The following is a 16090-nucleotide window of genomic DNA, read 5'->3' as shown; positions in this document are numbered from 1 at the left end:
ATGGCTATTTTGGTAACAGGTGGAGCGGGATATATTGGATCTCATGCCGTAGCAGAACTGCTGGCCAAAGGCGAAGAAGTCGTGATCGTGGATAACTTGCAGCAAGGTCACCGCAATGCTGTGCTGGGCGGCAAGCTTTACGTGGGGGATTTGCGCGATGGAGATTTTCTAGATACGGTTTTTACGGAAAACAGCATTGACGCTATTATCCACTTTGCGGCTAACTCGCTAGTTGGGGAAAGCATGACGAATCCAGCGAAATATTATCACAATAATGTGTACGGAACGCTTTGCTTGCTTGAAAAAATGACACAATACGACGTGAAAAGAATCGTCTTTTCCTCGACAGCAGCCACCTACGGGGAGCCTGAAAATATCCCGATCCTGGAGAGCGATCGCACATTGCCGACGAATACGTATGGCGAAACGAAGCTGGCTATGGAAAAAATGATGAAATGGTTCGATACAGCACATGGCATCAAATATGTATCGCTTCGCTATTTTAATGCAGCTGGCGCGCATGCAGGCGGTAAAATCGGGGAAGATCATAGTCCAGAGACGCATTTGATCCCGATTATTTTGCAAGTGGCACTTGGTCAAAGAGCGCATATCTCCATCTTCGGAGAAGACTATGCGACAGCTGACGGCACTTGTGTAAGGGACTATATACATGTTAGTGATTTGGCTAGCGCCCACGTACTTGCTGTTGAGAAGCTCCGCGGCGGAGCGGACAGCAATATTTATAACCTGGGGAACGGCACAGGCTTCTCGGTCAAAGAAGTAATTGATATTGCCCGCAAAGTAACTGGGCATGCGATTCCTGCTGTGATCGAACCGCGCAGAGGCGGTGATCCCGCTACGCTGATCGCATCTTCCGATCGGGCGAGAACCGAGCTTGGCTGGAAACCGACACGCGATTCCCTGGAAGCCATCATCGAAAGCGCGTGGAACTGGCATCAAAACAACCCGAACGGCTACGAAAAGTAGGGCTGCATATAGATCTGTTAGGCAGAAAGGAAAGTGGCACATGGAACACGCATTGAAAGCGTCGCAGCATACAGCATTAGTGATCGAAAGGCTCCTGCAGTTCGCCAAGCAAAATGGGCTGGTTGAGCACCTTGATGTGTACACATCAAGGAATGCTTTACTCGATCTATTCGGACTTGCTGAGCCCTTTCAAGGGGAGGTGCCGGATGAGAAGTTGGCGAGTCCCGTTGCCGTTTTGGAGGAGCTTTTGGATGCTGCCTATGAAATCGGCCTTCTAGAAGAAAATACGACGACTTACCGTGATTTGTTGGATGCACGCATTATGGGGCTCTTAATGCCCCGTCCTTCCGAGGTTGTTCATCAATTCTGGAATACGGCGAAATCGACTAGTGTTGAAGCGGCCACGAATTATTTTTACAAGCAATCGATTGATTCCAATTACATTCGTATGGACCGTATCCAGAAGAATGCTTATTGGTTAGCCGAAACACCTTATGGCCATCTTGAGATCACGATCAACCTTTCCAAACCGGAGAAAGATCCCAAGGAAATTGCTCTTCTCAAAACGCTGCCGCAAAGCAGCTACCCCTTATGTCTCCTGTGTGTGGACAATTTAGGTTATGCAGGCCGTGTGAATCACCCGGCTAGGCAAAACCTGCGTGTCATTCCACTGGAGCTGGACGGTGAGAAGTGGTACTTCCAATACTCGCCATATGTGTATTACAACGAGCACAGCATTATTTTCCATGAGAAGCACATTCCGATGAAAACGACGGCGAATACGTTTTACCGTTTGCTGGATTTCATTGAGCAGTTCCCGCACTATTTCATCGGGTCCAATGCGGATCTGCCGATTGTGGGTGGCTCGATTCTGAACCACGATCATTTCCAAGGCGGTCGCCACCAATTCCCGATGGAAATAGCGCCAAGTGAGAAAGTATTCTCACATGCGAACTTCGCAGGCGTGAAAGCAGCCATCGTCAAATGGCCGATGTCGGTTCTTCGCTTGAGCGGCCATAACAAGCAGCAGCTGTACAAGCTGGCCAGCAAGCTGCTCGAAGACTGGCGGGCCTACAGTGATGCGGAAGCGGACGTCCTCGCCTTCAGCGAGAAGGACGGACAGCGGATCCCGCATAACACGATTACTCCGATCGCCCGCAACAATGCGCGCGGCGAGTACGAGCTTGACCTGGTGCTGCGGAACAACCGCACCAGTGAAGAGCATCCGGATGGCATCTTCCATCCGCATCAGCACTTGCACCACATCAAGAAGGAGAACATCGGCTTGATTGAGGTCATGGGGCTGGCCGTATTGCCAGGCCGCCTGCAAGAGGAACTCGCGGATATCGCGAAGATCCTCACCGGCGAAGCCGAATTCGGCAGCGAGATCCAAGCGGAAGCCGCTCATCCGCTGCACAAGCATGAGGAGTGGATCGCGTCGCTGCTCGCGAAGCAGGGCGCGTCGCTGACGCAGGATGAAGCCAATGCGCTGCTGCAGGCGGAAGTCGGCAGCAAGTTCATGGACGTGCTGCTGGACGCAGGCGTCTTCAAGCGTGATGAAGCCGGGCAAGCGGCTTTTGAACGGTTTTTGACCGCTGCAGGCTTTGTGCAGCCATAAATAGTTTAAACTCCCTGGTCATGGTGACCGGGGAGTTTTTTGTGCACGCCATGCTTTGAAACTAAGGCCTCATTTTAGTAAACTGAGAAAGTGGTGATCGGGATCAGGATTCGTTGCGAACTGAGGAGGCGAAGTGGATGGAGAGCTTCAAGGCATTAGTTGTTGAGCGCGCAGATGGTCAATTTGCTGTCGAGGTCAAAGAGCTGACATTGGAGGATCTGCCAGCAGGAGAAGTAACGATTCGTGTTAAATATACGAGTATGAACTATAAAGATGCGCTGGCCTGCAGTCCGTCGGGGCGTGTCGTAAGAACTTATCCGATGGTGCCTGGGATCGATTTGGCGGGTACTGTGGTTGCTTCGTCGGACAGCTGTTATCGGGAAGGTGACGACGTGCTGGTGACCAGCTATGAACTGGGCACAGGGCATTATGGCGGCTTCAGCTCATTCGCGCGCGTATCGGCAGATTGGGTAGTTCCTCTTCCTTCGGGACTATCGCATCGGGAAGCGATGATTCTTGGTACGGCAGGCTTTACCGCGGCGCTTTCAATTCAGTGGCTTGAGAACAATGGGCTCAATAAGGACAAAGGGCCTGTGCTGGTGCGAGGTGCGACCGGCGGTGTGGGAAGCAGCAGCGTGTCCATGCTGGCAGGACTGGGATACGAAGTGGAAGCGAGCACGGGGAAATTCGCTGATCATGCGTATTTAGTGGAGCTTGGCGCGAAGCATGTTATCTCCCGTGAGGAACTATCCCCGCAAGTCCAGAAGCCGCTGAATAAGGAATATTGGGCTGGAGCTGTTGACCCTGTCGGGGGCAATTCACTGGCGCATGTGCTCAGCAGGATGCAATACGGCGGCTCCGTGGCGCTGAGTGGTTTGACAGGTGGCGGCGAGTTCAGCGCGTCGGTGTACCCTTTTATTTTAAGGGGCGTGAACATATTAGGCATTGATTCGGTGTACTGTCCCATGGCGATTCGCAAGCCTCTTTGGGAGCGCATAGCGACGGAGTTGAAACCGCCGTTATTGGAGCGGACTGTTTATAAAGAAGTGACGCTGGAGGAAGTCGAGGCGGTCGCCGGCGAAGTTTTGAACGGGCAGGTGAGAGGGAGAGTGCTTGTCCGGTTATAGGGTTATAGGGTTATAGGGTTGCAGGATCGCAGGATACGGCGATAAAAGTGCTTGAAAGGGAGAGGTCGACGTTGAAGATGCGAGTTTCGGCTGTGCAGTACCATTTGCACACGATACATAGTTTTGAGGAGTTTGCCGCGCAAGTGGAGCATTATGTTAAAATAGCCCAGGAGTTTGAGGCGGATTTTGTCCTATTTCCGGAGTTGTTTACTACGCAACTGATGTCCATCGGGGACGACAATGGAAAGGCGCTGCCGATTGAGGCTTTGCCTGCCTACACGGAAGCTTACCGCAGCCTTTTTCAAGGGCTGGCTCAGCAGACGGGCATGCATTTGATTGGTGGCACTCATATTATTGCAGAGGAAGGCAAGTTGTATAATACAGCCTTTTTATTTTATCCAGACGGACGAATCGGGGAGCAGAAAAAGCTGCACATTACCCCTACTGAGGTCAAGGAATGGAATATGGGGGCTGGAGATTCGCTCCAGGTTTTTGATACGGATAAAGGCCGCATCGCCATGCTGGTCTGTTATGATGTGGAGTTTCCCGAAATCGTACGGATGGCAAGGGCTCGCGGAGCGGATGTCCTCTTTGCGCCGTCTTGCACGGATGATCGCCATGGCTTTCATCGGGTGCGTTATACGTGCCATGCCAGAACGATTGAGAATCAAATCTATGTGGTAACGACAGGGACGGTCGGGGCCTTGCCGACAGTTGACTTCATGCGGGGAAATTTCGGGCAGGCAGCGGTACTTACGCCTAATGATGTCCCTTTTCCGCCAAAAGGCATCTTGGTTGAAGGTGAGATCAACGGTGATATGGTCGTTACGGCTGATCTGGATTTGGACCTTTTGACCCTAGTGCGGGAAAAAGGTTCTGTCACCACTTGGCGTGACCGCCGAACGGATTTGTATACGGACTGGTCCTAAACAAGGGTGGGCAATGAGGAGGTGCTTTAGCGGCATGGCAGCGTTTTATATGAAAAAGATGTTCGTCTTCGACGGTGACAAGCCGATTGAGGCTGTCATTCGCACATATGGCCAGGAGGACTTCGCCGCGCTCATTCGGGTACAGCAGGAAAGTTTTCCTCCGCCCTTTCCTTCGGAGCTTTGGTGGGATGAAGAACAACTGACCGAGCATATCACACGGTTTCCAGAAGGGGCGCTCTGTGTAGAAGTGGCTGGCGAGATCGCAGGATCCCTTACAGGTCTTCGTGTTAATTATGAGGAAGCCGATGCCATTGACCATAGCTGGTCTACGATAACGGATGAAGGTTATATTCGTACGCATCGACCGGACGGAGATACCCTCTACATTGTAGACATTTGCATACGGCCTGCGTACCGCAAGCTTGGGCTCGGAAAGTGGATGATGCAGTCCATGTATGAAGTAGTTGTGCATCTGGGGCTAAGCAGGCTGCTTGGCGGTGGCCGGATGCCCGGATATCAGCGATATGCCGACAAGTGGAGCGCAGACGAATATGTCCACGAAGTGATGGAGGGGAACGTGAAGGACCCTGTGCTTACGTTCTTGCTGCGATGCGGCAGGACGCCGGTGCAGGTGGTGCCGAACTATCTAGAGGATGTGGAGTCGCTGAACTATGCGCTTCTGATGGAGTGGCGGAATCCGTTTCGGCCATGAAGCAAAAGCTTTGGACAAACTGAGAGGAGTGACAAGATTAGATGGAGTACATCCGCATAACAAGTATTGATAATCCTTTATTTCGCGCGATGCATGATTTGATGAAGGAGGTATTTCCTCCGGAAGAGGTACTCGAATATTCTTTATGGAAAGAGCCGTTGGAGGACCCGGGCATCCGTGTATTCGTAGCGGTGCATGAAGGTAAAGTGGTGGGTACGACAGAGTATCGCTACTATGACGATTTTCAGGTAGCGATGACCGATTTCACGATTATCGGTCAAGCAGGGCTTGGTATTGGGCGGTTCCTGGCGCGTAAACGCTGGGCTGACTTGGCGGCTTTGGCCTTAGAATCGGGTAAGCCAATGCTTGGGATGTTCGCCGAAATCTATGATCCTTATCGGATCGAGGGGCATGCTTTTGGCGGCGTGAAGCCGATGGATCCGTACGTGCGACGTGAAGTACTGTCGCATCTAGGGTATAAGCGGATCGATTTCCCTTATGTTCACCCGTCATGGGAGAACAATGGCGAAGCCGTAGAGGAGCTTGATCTCTGCTTCCTGCCGACAGATGAGGAGGCTGCGGAGCTTGATGCCGCGATCGTTGTGGAGTTCCTGAAGCGCTACTATGCGATTCTGGCGAACAAGCCGCAGGCCTGGCATGACATGGTCGCTGGTTTGGAGCAGCGGACGGCTTTACCGCTTTTGCAGCTCTAAGAGGCGGCGCGGCTGTCCTGCAAGGTTGGATGGGTCTTGGAGGGCCGGCCCCTATGGCTCCCTCTGTCCTTACCCAGCCTTTACCCTCTGCCCGTTACGAATCCAGTACCCCCAGCCCTTTACGAACTCAGTACCCCCTATTCGAGCAAAAAGGTTCATTTTAAAAAACTAACGAATTCCAGGTGCGTTATTCCCCGCAAAAGCTCACAATCCCGCCCAAAAACTACTACATAACGCCGACTGAGCTCGTTAGATTTTCAAAGTAGCCATTTTCGTACGTATAAGCATCATACGGTTCGTTAACGCATGACATGGTCGCTGGTTTGGAGCAGCGGACGGCTTTGGCGCTTTTGCCGCTCTAAGAGGCGGCGCGGCTGTGCTGCAAGGTGGATGGGTCTTGGAGGGCCGGCCCCTATGGCTCCCCCTGTCCTTACCCAGCCTTTACCCTCTGCCCGTTACGAATCCAGTACCCCCAGCCCTTTACGAACTCAGTACCCCTTATTCGAGCAAAAAGGTTCATTTAAAAAAACTAACGAATTCCAGGTGCGTTATTCCCCGCAAAAGCTCACAATCCCGCCTAAAAACTACTACATAACGCCGACTGAGCTCGTTAGATTTTTAAAGTAGCCAATTTCGTACGTATAAGCATCATACAGTTCGTTAACGCATGACATGGTCGCTGGTTTGGAGCAGCGGACGGCTTTACCGCTTTTGCCGCTCTAAGAGGCGGCGCGGCTGTGCTGCAAGGTGGATGGGTCTTGGAGGGCCGGCCCCTATGGCTCCCCCTGTCCTTACCCAGCCTTTACCCTCTGCCCGTTACGAATCCAGTACCCCCAGCCCTTTACGAACTCAGTACCCCTTATTCGAGCAAAAAGGTTCATTTTAAAAAACTAACGAATTCCAGATGCGTTATTCCCCGCAAAAGCTCACAATCCCGCCCGAAAACTACTACATAACGCTAACTGAGCTCGTTAGATTTTTAAAGTAGCCAATTTCGTACGTATAAGCATCATACAGTTCGTTAACGCATGACTGATGGTTTGTGCCCGCAAGTAACTTACATTTGCGAAGGGGGACAGTCCTCACGCCGAAAAACCCTTCAGTTCCACATACGGTGGTGGACGGAAGGGTTTTTGGCTTGAATGGGGCAATCTCAATCATGTGGCTTACGCGACCAGCCACGATGAATCTTGCGGACGGCAAACAGATAGATGATCAGCGGCGTGGGCATTTGGATGATGCCCCAGATGCCCCAGAACCAAGGATAACGGGCGCTGCGCTTGCGCGCATCAACGAACAACCAAGTGCTTTGACTGAGCAAAAGGATTGCCAAGCTGATCCAAGCCCACAGAGGCAATGCGTCCCAATTAGGATTATTCATGCGTATCCACCTGCTTTCGAAGAATTAACCATGCTAATGGTGCAATTAAGGCGGCAGCTTGCAGCAATGTGAAGGCGATTGGCTGAGCAGTCGCTGTTACATACAAGAGATATAGCAGGACAAGCGCACCCAGCCAAAGTTTAAGCAAATCGCTCAGCAGTTTCGAGCGTTGTTTCTTTGTTGTCGCGGCTACTTGTTGTTCGAACCAAGATGCGGTAGGGGAAGAGGATGGAAACATGCGATCGAGCGTGCTCAACCCTTCTTTTAGCGATTGAACGATTTGTTCATCACTGGGTCCCCCACCTTGCTCAACTCGCGCATGCGCCTCAGCCGCGCCATCCCGCTGCAATTTCCCGGTAAGCCCATCAGAAGCAGCCTCCTCGCCCCGGGAAGGCGGTTTCTTGCTTGTATCCATCTAACCTAACTCCTTCCGTACTTGTTTCAATGCATGATGCACCCTGGATTTGGCCGTGCCTTCGGCGATGGCGAGTATGCTGCCGATTTCTTCATAGGTGTAGCCATAATAATGTTTCAGAATGAGCGGGATGCGGCTATCCTCGGATAGTTCCGTTAAAGCATTCAACACATCAGGCCAATCCTCATGCTGATTCCCTGCCTGCCACTGCATGTAGCGCAAGGACTGCTGCTGCTCTTCCTGCCACAGCTTTTCACGTTTGCGGCGCCTGCCTTGATCAATGTAAAGACGAGTAGCGATGGTCATGAGCCAAGAAGAAAACTTGGAGGATTTCTCATTGTAGAGCGATATTTTCTCAATGCTTTTGATCATCGTTTCTTGTGTGAGATCTTCGGCCATGGCCGGATGCATCGTGATTTTCAGCAGATATTTATAAACAAAATCATAATGCAGTTGGAGCAGCTGAGACAGTGCGGCATGGTCTCCCCGCAGAGCCTGGCGAATAAGTTCATGCTCTTCCAAGTGTTCTCGACCATCCCCTCTGTCCGTTTGAATGCCTAAGTAATACGCACAGCTCCGGTGAATCGTTCACGGTCTGTAAAATATAGCTTTAATTATTTATTAGCTTACCACTTCCGCCAGAAGGCATGTATAATGACAGCAGATCGATAATTGGAAAGTGGAGGACAATCTATTGAAACAAGGCATTTTAGCGAGAGATGGCCTTTCACCTCAGGAGCTGAAGGAAGTTCGGAAGCTTTGGGAGGTATGCAATCGTCAGGAAGATATTGAGATTAAGTTGAACTGGAGCACTTTATCAGATCGACCGCCTGGGGTGACGAATGACTTTTTATTTTACCAGAATGACCGCATTGTCGGGTTCTTGGCCATATATAGCTTTCTGTCTACGGAAGTGGAAATTAGCGGGATGGTGCATCCGGATGCGCGGCGGCAAGGAATTTTCCGTCAATTGGTCCAAAATGCCATGGCGATCTGTCGACAACGGCAGATTCCTAAGCTGATTTTCATTAATGAACGAGGCGCTGAGAGCGGTAAGGCGTTCTTGACGAATCTGGGCGCAACGTATAGTTTCTCTGAGTACGTAATGGAGTTTAAAGGGACTGCACCCGTGCTTCTGCCTGCCGCAGGCGAGCAAATTTCGATACGCTTGGCAAGCGAGGCGGATACGGAACTGCTGGTGAAGCTGAATATGGCGGGGTTCCAGATGCCGGAGCAGGATACGAGAGAGTATGTTAGTCAGACGATTAATGGCGAGAAAGAACGGACCTGGATTGCGGAGGTTGGCGAGTCCAAGGAGCCAGTGGGCAAAATTGGCGCTATGGTAGAAGCCGAGGGCATGGGGTTTATCTATGGTTTTTGTATGCTGCCAGAGCATCGTTCCAAGGGATACGGACGCCTAGTACTTAGTCAGACGATAGCTGAACTGCAGGAGCGGGAGCAAGCAACCTACATCAAGCTTGAAGTAGCTGTGGAGAATGAGAAGGCACTTGGTCTCTATGAATCCTGCGGGTTCAGAACCAAGAATGCGAATGACTACTATGAATGGATTCTTGGCTAAAAGCAAAAGGATAGAGCGGCAGCTTGCGCTGCGTTCTATCCTTTGTCATTATCAATGATAAATAAGTTCCGAAGAGCCGCTAATGATCGTGCCCGTATTTTGCCCCATGCAAATCTCTTTCATAGATCCAGGCTTATCGAAGTTAAAAACATGAATGGGAATGTGATAATCTCGGGCTAGAATGAAGGCGGACTGGTCCATGACCTTCAAATTGTTGTGGATGACATCATTGTAGTGGAGTGACTTGTACTGAACGGCTTCTTTATGATGTTTGGGATCTTTATCGAAGACGCCGTCAACGCCTTGTTTGGCCACGAGAATGGCTTCGCAGTTGACTTCGATGGCTCGTTGGACCGACGGGTAGTCTGTCGTGACAAAAGGCTGTCCGTTGCCGCCGGCGAAGATGACGATGTACCCTTTCTCCAGGTGATGAATGGCTCTAAGCCGGATAAAAGGTTCGGCCACGGAGGCGATTGGAATAGCGGTCATGACGCGTACTTCCGCTTCGGTCTTCGCTTTCAAAACGCCGCGCAGCATAAGGCTATTAATAACTGTCGCCAGCGTACCGATATTGTCGGCTTCGGCTTTCTCGATCCCCCAGCTTTCCCCCATATTGCCGCGGAAAATATTGCCTCCGCCAATGACTAAGCACACCTCGACACCTAATTGAACGACCGTCATAATCTCATTCGCAATGTGATCCAGCTGCGTGGGATCGAAACCAAACTCGCTATTGCCCGCGACAGCACCGCCGCTCAGCTTGATGAGGACCCGTTTGTACCGCATATCCCGTTCTCCCTTCCAATGAGAAAATCTGCGAAAAAAAACACTAAGGCAATGAATGCTCTAGTGTTTCCGTTAAAAATTATTGTACCTGAATCACGAGGATGAATGCAATTTCTGCGGCACACGCATGTGTACGAGTAGCCCAATAATCACGAGGAGCAAGAGGGAGCCCAGCGCTACGCGGCTAGCCATGTTTCCATAGGAGGCAAGCGCCCACGTAATCGATCCGTACAGAGCGGGACCGACGATGGAGGACACTTTTCCGGAAAAGGCGAACAGTCCGAAGAACTGGCCGCGTTTCTCCTCCGGCGTTAATTGCACGATAAGCGTCCGTGAAGTTACCCACATAGCGCCCATAGATACGCCGTACAAGCTGCCTGCGACCCAGAATAAGCTCTGGCTAGTGGCTAGAGACGCTATGGCAATAGCGATAATCAGGATGAAGGCGACGATCGTCACAGCTCTTTTGGGACCGAGGCTGCGGGTCACATAACCGAAGAGGAACGAACCTATGATGCTAGATATCGTAGAAACCAAATAGAGCAGAATGAATTGTCCGGTTGTGAATCCCATGACCGTGTTCGCGTAGATAGCCATCACTGCTATTGCGGTGGCAATGGCATCATTGAAGAAGAAGTAGGCGATCATGAACAGGAAGGCTGCCTTGTAATTTCGTGCTTCTTTGAACGTAAGCCAGATTTCCTTATACCCGCTGAGCAGCGATTTTTTCTCACCGGCCGCTTGAATAGGCTTCTCTTTGTAGAAGAGCATGATTGGCAGGGAGAAGAGCAGGAACATCAGCGCGCTGGGGATGAACGTGTTCTCGAACTGATTCCCGTTAATCAAGGGATAGACGACAAGTCCGACTAAAGTTCCCACGTAGCCAACGGCTACGCCAACACCGGAAATAATCGGGATTTCGCGTGTATTGCCCAAGTCTGAGATCATGGAATCGTAGAAGATTAAGCTGGAGTTGTAAAAGAATTTGGCGATCATAAAAAAGAGAATGACGCCTAGTACGGATGTGTTAAGGCCCAGCCACTGCTGCTCCGTATCCCATATAGCTGAAGCCCCCATAAGCAGTGTGGCTGCTATGGCGATTAGGGTAAAAGGAATCAGATAGGCTTTCTTCTTGCCTGTTCGGTCGATCCAAACCCCGAATAACGGCGAGAGCAGCACGAGGAAGAAGCTGGATATCGCATTGGAGTAAGTGATGAACGTGCTGGCGATCTGGTTTAATTCTTCGCTTTTGCCTAACGTTTCTTTGAGGTAAAAGGGATAAAAGACAGTTACGATATTGGAGGAGAAAATCGTATTCGCGAAATCGTACATCGCCCAAGCGAAGATGGGCAAAGAAAAGAACAGGGTCCAGACATTGCGTGCCTGTCTTTGGTTGGAAGCATATTCGAGCTTTGCCAATGGGTTCACACCTTCTCTCACATACTTATATTTATCTAGTATATTGGCTGCCGGGCAGAGAAATCCCTCTCCTTTTACAATAAAAAAATCTCTCCATCCGAGACACCGGAAGGAGAAATTCGCTGATCTTAGGAGTCTGAATGCGGCTTCTTGATTTCGACCTCGATCATATCCATATTTGCTTTCATTTCGATGATATCAATACCGTTGCGCTGCAGGGTTGTGGATAGCGATGCTTTATCTTGGGTATGGAAGACGTAAGCATTGCTCTGCTTGGTTTCCAACAAGTGCTTCGCCACCTGGACGAGTCGCTCCATGGAGAAAGGCTTTTTGAGATACTTTTGAATATCTTTCTCATGATAATCATGCGGCTGGTCCAGCGCTGTTGAAACGATCACAGGCGTTTGATAATACACGGGATGATGGGATAGATCAGCAATGAAATCCCAACCTGTTTTGGACCCTTCCAGATGAATATCGACGATGAATAGTATAGGCTCTCCTATACAGCGGCTTAGCGCGATAATGCCTTCTTCCGCGGAACGCAGCTGGATAGAGGGAAGATTGAACTTATTCAAAGCGACTTGAATCAGCTTGGCTAGATCATCATCATCTTCGAAAATAACAATTTTCCCATCCATCGTGGATATGTGGAATTGATCAAAGACGACGCGGAACGTCGTGCCTTGCCCCATCTCAGACGTATAGGAGATTTGGCCGTTATGACCTTCGACAATTTCTTTGACAATCGCAAGGCCTAACCCCGTACCGCCAATTTGTCGGCGATCAGAATTGTCGACACGGAAAAATTTCGAGAACATTTGCCCTTGTGCTTCCTCTGGAATGCCAAGACCGTAGTCCTGCACCGATATGATCACTTTCCCTTGTTCCACGGTCAGTCGAATATCGATGCGGTCTGCGCCCGGTGAGTACTTGATGGCATTGCTGATCAGGTTGTGGAACACCTGACGCATCCGATCCGCATCGGCGCGAACCCATAATTCATCTTCCTGCTGATGGATAAGGATGCGATGGTTTTGCTTATCCTGCCACTGATCGGCAATTTCCTGCGCCGTCATCACCAGGTTAATCGGTGAGAAGTGATACAGCTGACGACCGGATTCCATACGCTGCAAGTCCAAGAAATCGTTAATTAAATTCGATAGGCGGTGCGCTTCTTTGTAGATGGTCTCCATGTATTTCTTCTGTTTATCTTGCGATAGCTCACGATGCAGGAGGATCTCAATGAATCCGAGTACGCTGGCCAGCGGCGTCCGCAGTTCGTGGGAAACAATGCTGATGAACTCATTTTTCATCTCATCAATACGTTCTTCTTCGGTACGGTCGCGGAATACGAACAAGAAGCCCTGTTGTTCCGTATCTTCACTTACAACGGTTGCGTACAGCTCCGCATATTGGGGCTGCTCATCCAACATGAAGCTGAAACGCTGCGTCATATGGGAATGGGAGCCGTCAATTAGGGCCTCAATGGATGTAGCAACGCCAATGAAGCTTGTTGTTTCAACCGCGATTTCGTGACAGCTTTCAACCAAATTCTCGCCGATCCGTTCGTTCAGGCCGAAATAACGGTTCATGCGATGATTGGAGAAGAGAATGGTGCCGTGGGAGTCACACATCATCATGCCTTCGTGAGCAGATTCCAAAATATTTTGAATCAAATCACGCTGTCCTTCAATAAGCTGTTTCTCCGCCGTCAGTTGGTCATTCAGGGCAGCCAAATTGGCTGCTTGTTTGAGTCGTTCATCATTCATTACCTGGGAATAGAAAGCTAAGCCGAACTGGCGCACCAAGCCTTTGGTCAGGCGTTCATTACTCTCGTGAAGATAGGAACTCTGGTAGCTGGTTAACAACAAGAAGCCGATGACCGACTGTTTATCATCAAAAAGCGGGATATACTGGTCGATAGCCCGTATCATGCTGCCGTGAATCCCTTGTTCATGCCCTGACACATCGCGTGAGTGATAATTCGGTATGCCTTCATCAAATACGCGCTTCGCAGGACCAAAAAGCTCCTTCTGATGTTGCTTAATGTGATTCTTGGGATATCCAATAGAATGAATGACTTCATAGGACGTATCATCTTCGTTCTCAGGACGTTCCAGCACGACCAAAGCGGCATCCTGGGCCAATGAGTTGAGCAAGGCTGGCAGGGTTTGCTTCAAGAAATCTTTCAGCTCCACATAACCCGTTAACTTCTCCTGGTAGGAGGAAATGAGTTCCAAGTCGCGCTCTCTCTCAGATAATTTGGCCAAGGTGACCTGCTGCTCTTCCTGCTGAGCGATAATCTCCTCATTCTGCGTCTCCAGGCTCTCTGCCATATAGCGGTAGGTTTCCTCGCTTTTTCGCAGCTCTTCCTCCGCTTGAATAGCTCGAAATGAGATGAAGATCGATAGACTGCCTGCGATCAAAGCAATAATACCGCCGACGAGTGTAATCATTCGGGAGGTTTGACCGGCTTTCAGCGAGGCTGTGTAGGCATCTGATGTAATTTGATCGATGGTTTTCTCGATGCTGGTATGAATCATGCGATAGCGGTCCATCATCGTTTTGCCTGCCGCTATTCGAGCTTTGGCTTCCTCGCTTTTTCCGGCGCGTATCAATTCTAATTGCGAATCATAGTGCTTCTGCAAATTCGTAATAGCCGGGATGGCTTGCGTATCCATAATGAGCTGTAAGGTCGGATATTTCTTATCGTAGACGCGAATATTGTCTAAATCATCTTCCAATTGTTTTTTTCCCGTTGTATAGGGCTCTAGATGTTGTTCAATGGAAGTTAGCAGGAACCCACGGATCGCCGTTTCTTGATTAATTAAATCCGTCAATAAACTGTTCGTTGTGGTAGCAATAGGAATCGACTCATTCACGATCGCATTATTTTCGCTTTCCATATTCCGTGATGCAATGTAGTTGGAGACACTTACGAACGCCAGTAAGACTACAATTAAGATAACGTATAGCAGAGAGATCCGAGATTTCGTGAATGTCTTCATAAACGAAGGGTCACCTAGATTCTAATAGGATGGGATGAAATGTATCTAAATTCGACAAACACGAACAAAATCCTCTAAAAAACGATAATGTTATGTTTTCTTCCATGAATCCATTGCAAGAAATGTCGATGTCGTTTACAATACTATTCATTAGAGGATTGATGTTATGTTTGAGAACATTAATCTTTGCTTGAGGAGGGCGCACAACCGTGCAGTTTAAAGACAGCAGGATTCCGCCAAAACAGGAAGTACGTCCATTCTTCCAACCCATCCTTTCCCTGCAAAGCCAAGAAATTATTGGTTACGAAACATTGGGAAGACGGGTACGGGAAGGCCAGGTAGAGAGTTTAGGCCCATTTTTCAAAGATCCCGACATTGCGGAAGAGGAGCATCTTCTCATTGACCGGTACTTAAGAGAGAGGGCGATTGAGCGGATCGCTAGCGTCGATGACGAGAGTTCGCTGTTCATTAACTTAAAGCCGTCATGGATTTACAGAACCTATAAGCGGACGGGCGTTCTACCGACCATTGAATTGTTAAGGAAATACCAAATAAATCCAGCGCGTATCGTAATTGAAGTAACCGAAGAAGAGTTTACCGGGAAGCTTCAGGAGCTAACACAGATCGTAGAGTTATATCGGCAATTCGGCTGTACGATTGCGATTGATGATGTGGGCAGCGGTTTTAGCAATTTCGACCGGATAGCCAGCTTGCAGCCCAAGATCTTGAAGATTGACCTTAATATTTTGAAAAAGAGCGTCATTCACGCTGGCTACAAGGCTTTGATGCAGTCCTTCTCCATCTTGGCGGCTCAAATGGGTGCCTCGCTCCTCGTCGAAGGCGTCGAAACGAAACAAGAACTGCACAGCGCGCTTCAAGTTGGCGCTAGATATGTGCAAGGATTCCTTTTCTCGAAAGCAGAACCTGATTTCCAGAACAAAGCTGTCTTCAAAGCCATGCTGAAAGAAGAGATGAACATCTTTGGCCAGAGCGAATTCCAGCGTTACAGCCGTATCTTGGCTATTCATCAGAGCTTGGATGCGCTCATTCATGATGCCGTTCGAATCGCAACCCCGGAAGATGCGGATCACGTGATCGAGAACATGATCAATAACGTTCCAGATAATTGTATACGAATGTACATATGCGTAGGAGACGGCTACCAAGTCTCTTCTAATTATACCCGCAAAGAGGAAGCTTGGAGTAAAGATGAGAGCTACCGCGGGGCGAACTGGACGTGGAGACCCTATTTTATCTCCAATATCCTCATGATGAACCTGCAGGAGCAGGGCATTCTCTCTCAAGCCTATACAGACTTGGATACGTCGCATCAGATTCAGACGTACTCCTGTGCTTTGGGAGAGGGGTATTATTTGTTTTTGGATCTGGTCATTTAATTGTAATAAGGACTCA

14 protein-coding genes are annotated in these 16090 nt (G+C 49.6%); 8 read left to right on the top strand and 6 right to left on the bottom strand.

The features are described from left to right. The 6 genes from galE (at window position 1) to LOZ80_RS29780 (ending at window position 6086) form a co-directional block, all read left to right on the top strand. Complete coding sequence (gene galE / locus LOZ80_RS29805; protein ID WP_238168001.1) at window positions 1-987, top strand: UDP-glucose 4-epimerase GalE; 987 nt, start codon at window positions 1-3, stop codon at window positions 985-987. 40 nt (window positions 988-1027) lie between these two features. Further along, a complete protein-coding gene (locus LOZ80_RS29800; protein WP_238168000.1) occupies window positions 1028-2605 on the top strand; it encodes a UDP-glucose--hexose-1-phosphate uridylyltransferase in 1578 nt (525 codons plus the stop codon). Between the two features lie 137 nt (window positions 2606-2742). Beyond that, complete coding sequence (locus LOZ80_RS29795; protein ID WP_238167999.1) at window positions 2743-3732, top strand: acrylyl-CoA reductase family protein; 990 nt, start codon at window positions 2743-2745, stop codon at window positions 3730-3732. Between the two features lie 71 nt (window positions 3733-3803). Beyond that, a complete protein-coding gene (locus tag LOZ80_RS29790) occupies window positions 3804-4661 on the top strand; it encodes a carbon-nitrogen hydrolase family protein (protein WP_238167998.1) in 858 nt (285 codons plus the stop codon). 34 nt (window positions 4662-4695) lie between these two features. Beyond that, window positions 4696-5373: a GNAT family N-acetyltransferase gene (locus LOZ80_RS29785; protein ID WP_238167997.1), complete on the top strand. Its 678-nt coding sequence runs from the start codon at window positions 4696-4698 to the stop codon at window positions 5371-5373. A 41-nt stretch (window positions 5374-5414) separates the two neighbouring features. Next, window positions 5415-6086 carry a GNAT family N-acetyltransferase gene (locus LOZ80_RS29780; protein ID WP_238167996.1) on the top strand — a complete coding sequence of 224 codons (672 nt, stop codon included), beginning with the start codon at window positions 5415-5417 and terminating at the stop codon, window positions 6084-6086. A gap of 1153 nt (window positions 6087-7239) precedes the next feature. Here LOZ80_RS29780 and LOZ80_RS29775 read toward each other — a convergent pair. From LOZ80_RS29775 to sigY, 3 genes are read right to left on the bottom strand one after another with little or no spacing between them, the layout of a single operon-like run. Further along, window positions 7240-7467, bottom strand: coding sequence for a sigmaY antisigma factor component (locus LOZ80_RS29775; RefSeq protein ID WP_238167995.1), 228 nt, complete (start codon window positions 7465-7467; stop codon window positions 7240-7242). Beyond that, the gene (locus tag LOZ80_RS29770) at window positions 7460-7882 is read right to left on the bottom strand and encodes a DUF5345 family protein (RefSeq protein WP_238167994.1); all 423 of its coding nucleotides are present in this window, start codon (window positions 7880-7882) and stop codon (window positions 7460-7462) included. The genes LOZ80_RS29775 and LOZ80_RS29770 overlap by 8 nt, the downstream gene beginning before the upstream one ends. Beyond that, window positions 7883-8404: an RNA polymerase sigma factor SigY gene (gene sigY, locus LOZ80_RS29765; protein WP_238167993.1), complete on the bottom strand. Its 522-nt coding sequence runs from the start codon at window positions 8402-8404 to the stop codon at window positions 7883-7885. 172 nt (window positions 8405-8576) lie between these two features. On the opposite strand from sigY, the gene LOZ80_RS29760 reads away from it, so the two are divergent. Beyond that, complete coding sequence (locus tag LOZ80_RS29760; protein ID WP_238167992.1) at window positions 8577-9461, top strand: GNAT family N-acetyltransferase; 885 nt, start codon at window positions 8577-8579, stop codon at window positions 9459-9461. A gap of 51 nt (window positions 9462-9512) precedes the next feature. Here LOZ80_RS29760 and pyrH read toward each other — a convergent pair whose 3' ends face one another. The 3 genes from pyrH to LOZ80_RS29745 all read right to left on the bottom strand — a co-directional run bounded on the left by pyrH (window position 9513) and on the right by LOZ80_RS29745 (window position 14677). Continuing rightward, on the bottom strand, window positions 9513-10247 hold the full coding sequence (gene pyrH, locus LOZ80_RS29755; protein ID WP_238167991.1) for a UMP kinase: 735 nt from the start codon (window positions 10245-10247) through the stop codon (window positions 9513-9515). Window positions 10248-10340: 93 nt separating this feature from the next. Beyond that, window positions 10341-11666 (bottom strand): MFS transporter, encoded by a 1326-nt coding sequence (locus tag LOZ80_RS29750; RefSeq protein ID WP_238167990.1) that lies wholly within the window; start codon window positions 11664-11666, stop codon window positions 10341-10343. 128 nt (window positions 11667-11794) lie between these two features. Beyond that, entirely contained in the window at window positions 11795-14677 is a 2883-nt protein-coding gene (locus LOZ80_RS29745; protein ID WP_238167989.1) for an ATP-binding protein, read from the bottom strand. 209 nt (window positions 14678-14886) lie between these two features. Here LOZ80_RS29745 and LOZ80_RS29740 point away from each other — a divergent pair, with 209 nt between their 5' ends. Further along, entirely contained in the window at window positions 14887-16074 is a 1188-nt protein-coding gene (locus LOZ80_RS29740; RefSeq protein ID WP_238167988.1) for an EAL domain-containing protein, read from the top strand. Window positions 16075-16090 lie beyond the last annotated feature (16 nt).

Source organism: Paenibacillus sp. HWE-109 (assembly GCF_022163125.1).
Taxonomy (GTDB): domain Bacteria; phylum Bacillota; class Bacilli; order Paenibacillales; family NBRC-103111; genus Paenibacillus_E.
This window is presented reverse-complemented; position numbering and strand designations above follow the sequence as displayed.

Bases quoted from the DNA above. Each gene is read 5' to 3' on its own strand.
- LOZ80_RS29785 (WP_238167997.1), top strand. From the start codon at position 4,696: ATGGCAGCGTTTTATATGAAAAAGATGTTCGTCTTCGACGGTGACAAG.
- LOZ80_RS29775 (WP_238167995.1), bottom strand. From the start codon at position 7,467: ATGAATAATCCTAATTGGGACGCATTGCCTCTGTGGGCTTGGATCAGC.
- LOZ80_RS29780 (WP_238167996.1), top strand. From the start codon at position 5,415: ATGGAGTACATCCGCATAACAAGTATTGATAATCCTTTATTTCGCGCG.
- LOZ80_RS29770 (WP_238167994.1), bottom strand. From the start codon at position 7,882: ATGGATACAAGCAAGAAACCGCCTTCCCGGGGCGAGGAGGCTGCTTCT.
- galE (WP_238168001.1), top strand. From the start codon at position 1: ATGGCTATTTTGGTAACAGGTGGAGCGGGATATATTGGATCTCATGCC.
- LOZ80_RS29795 (WP_238167999.1), top strand. From the start codon at position 2,743: ATGGAGAGCTTCAAGGCATTAGTTGTTGAGCGCGCAGATGGTCAATTT.
- pyrH (WP_238167991.1), bottom strand. From the start codon at position 10,247: ATGCGGTACAAACGGGTCCTCATCAAGCTGAGCGGCGGTGCTGTCGCG.
- LOZ80_RS29800 (WP_238168000.1), top strand. From the start codon at position 1,028: ATGGAACACGCATTGAAAGCGTCGCAGCATACAGCATTAGTGATCGAA.
- LOZ80_RS29745 (WP_238167989.1), bottom strand. From the start codon at position 14,677: ATGAAGACATTCACGAAATCTCGGATCTCTCTGCTATACGTTATCTTA.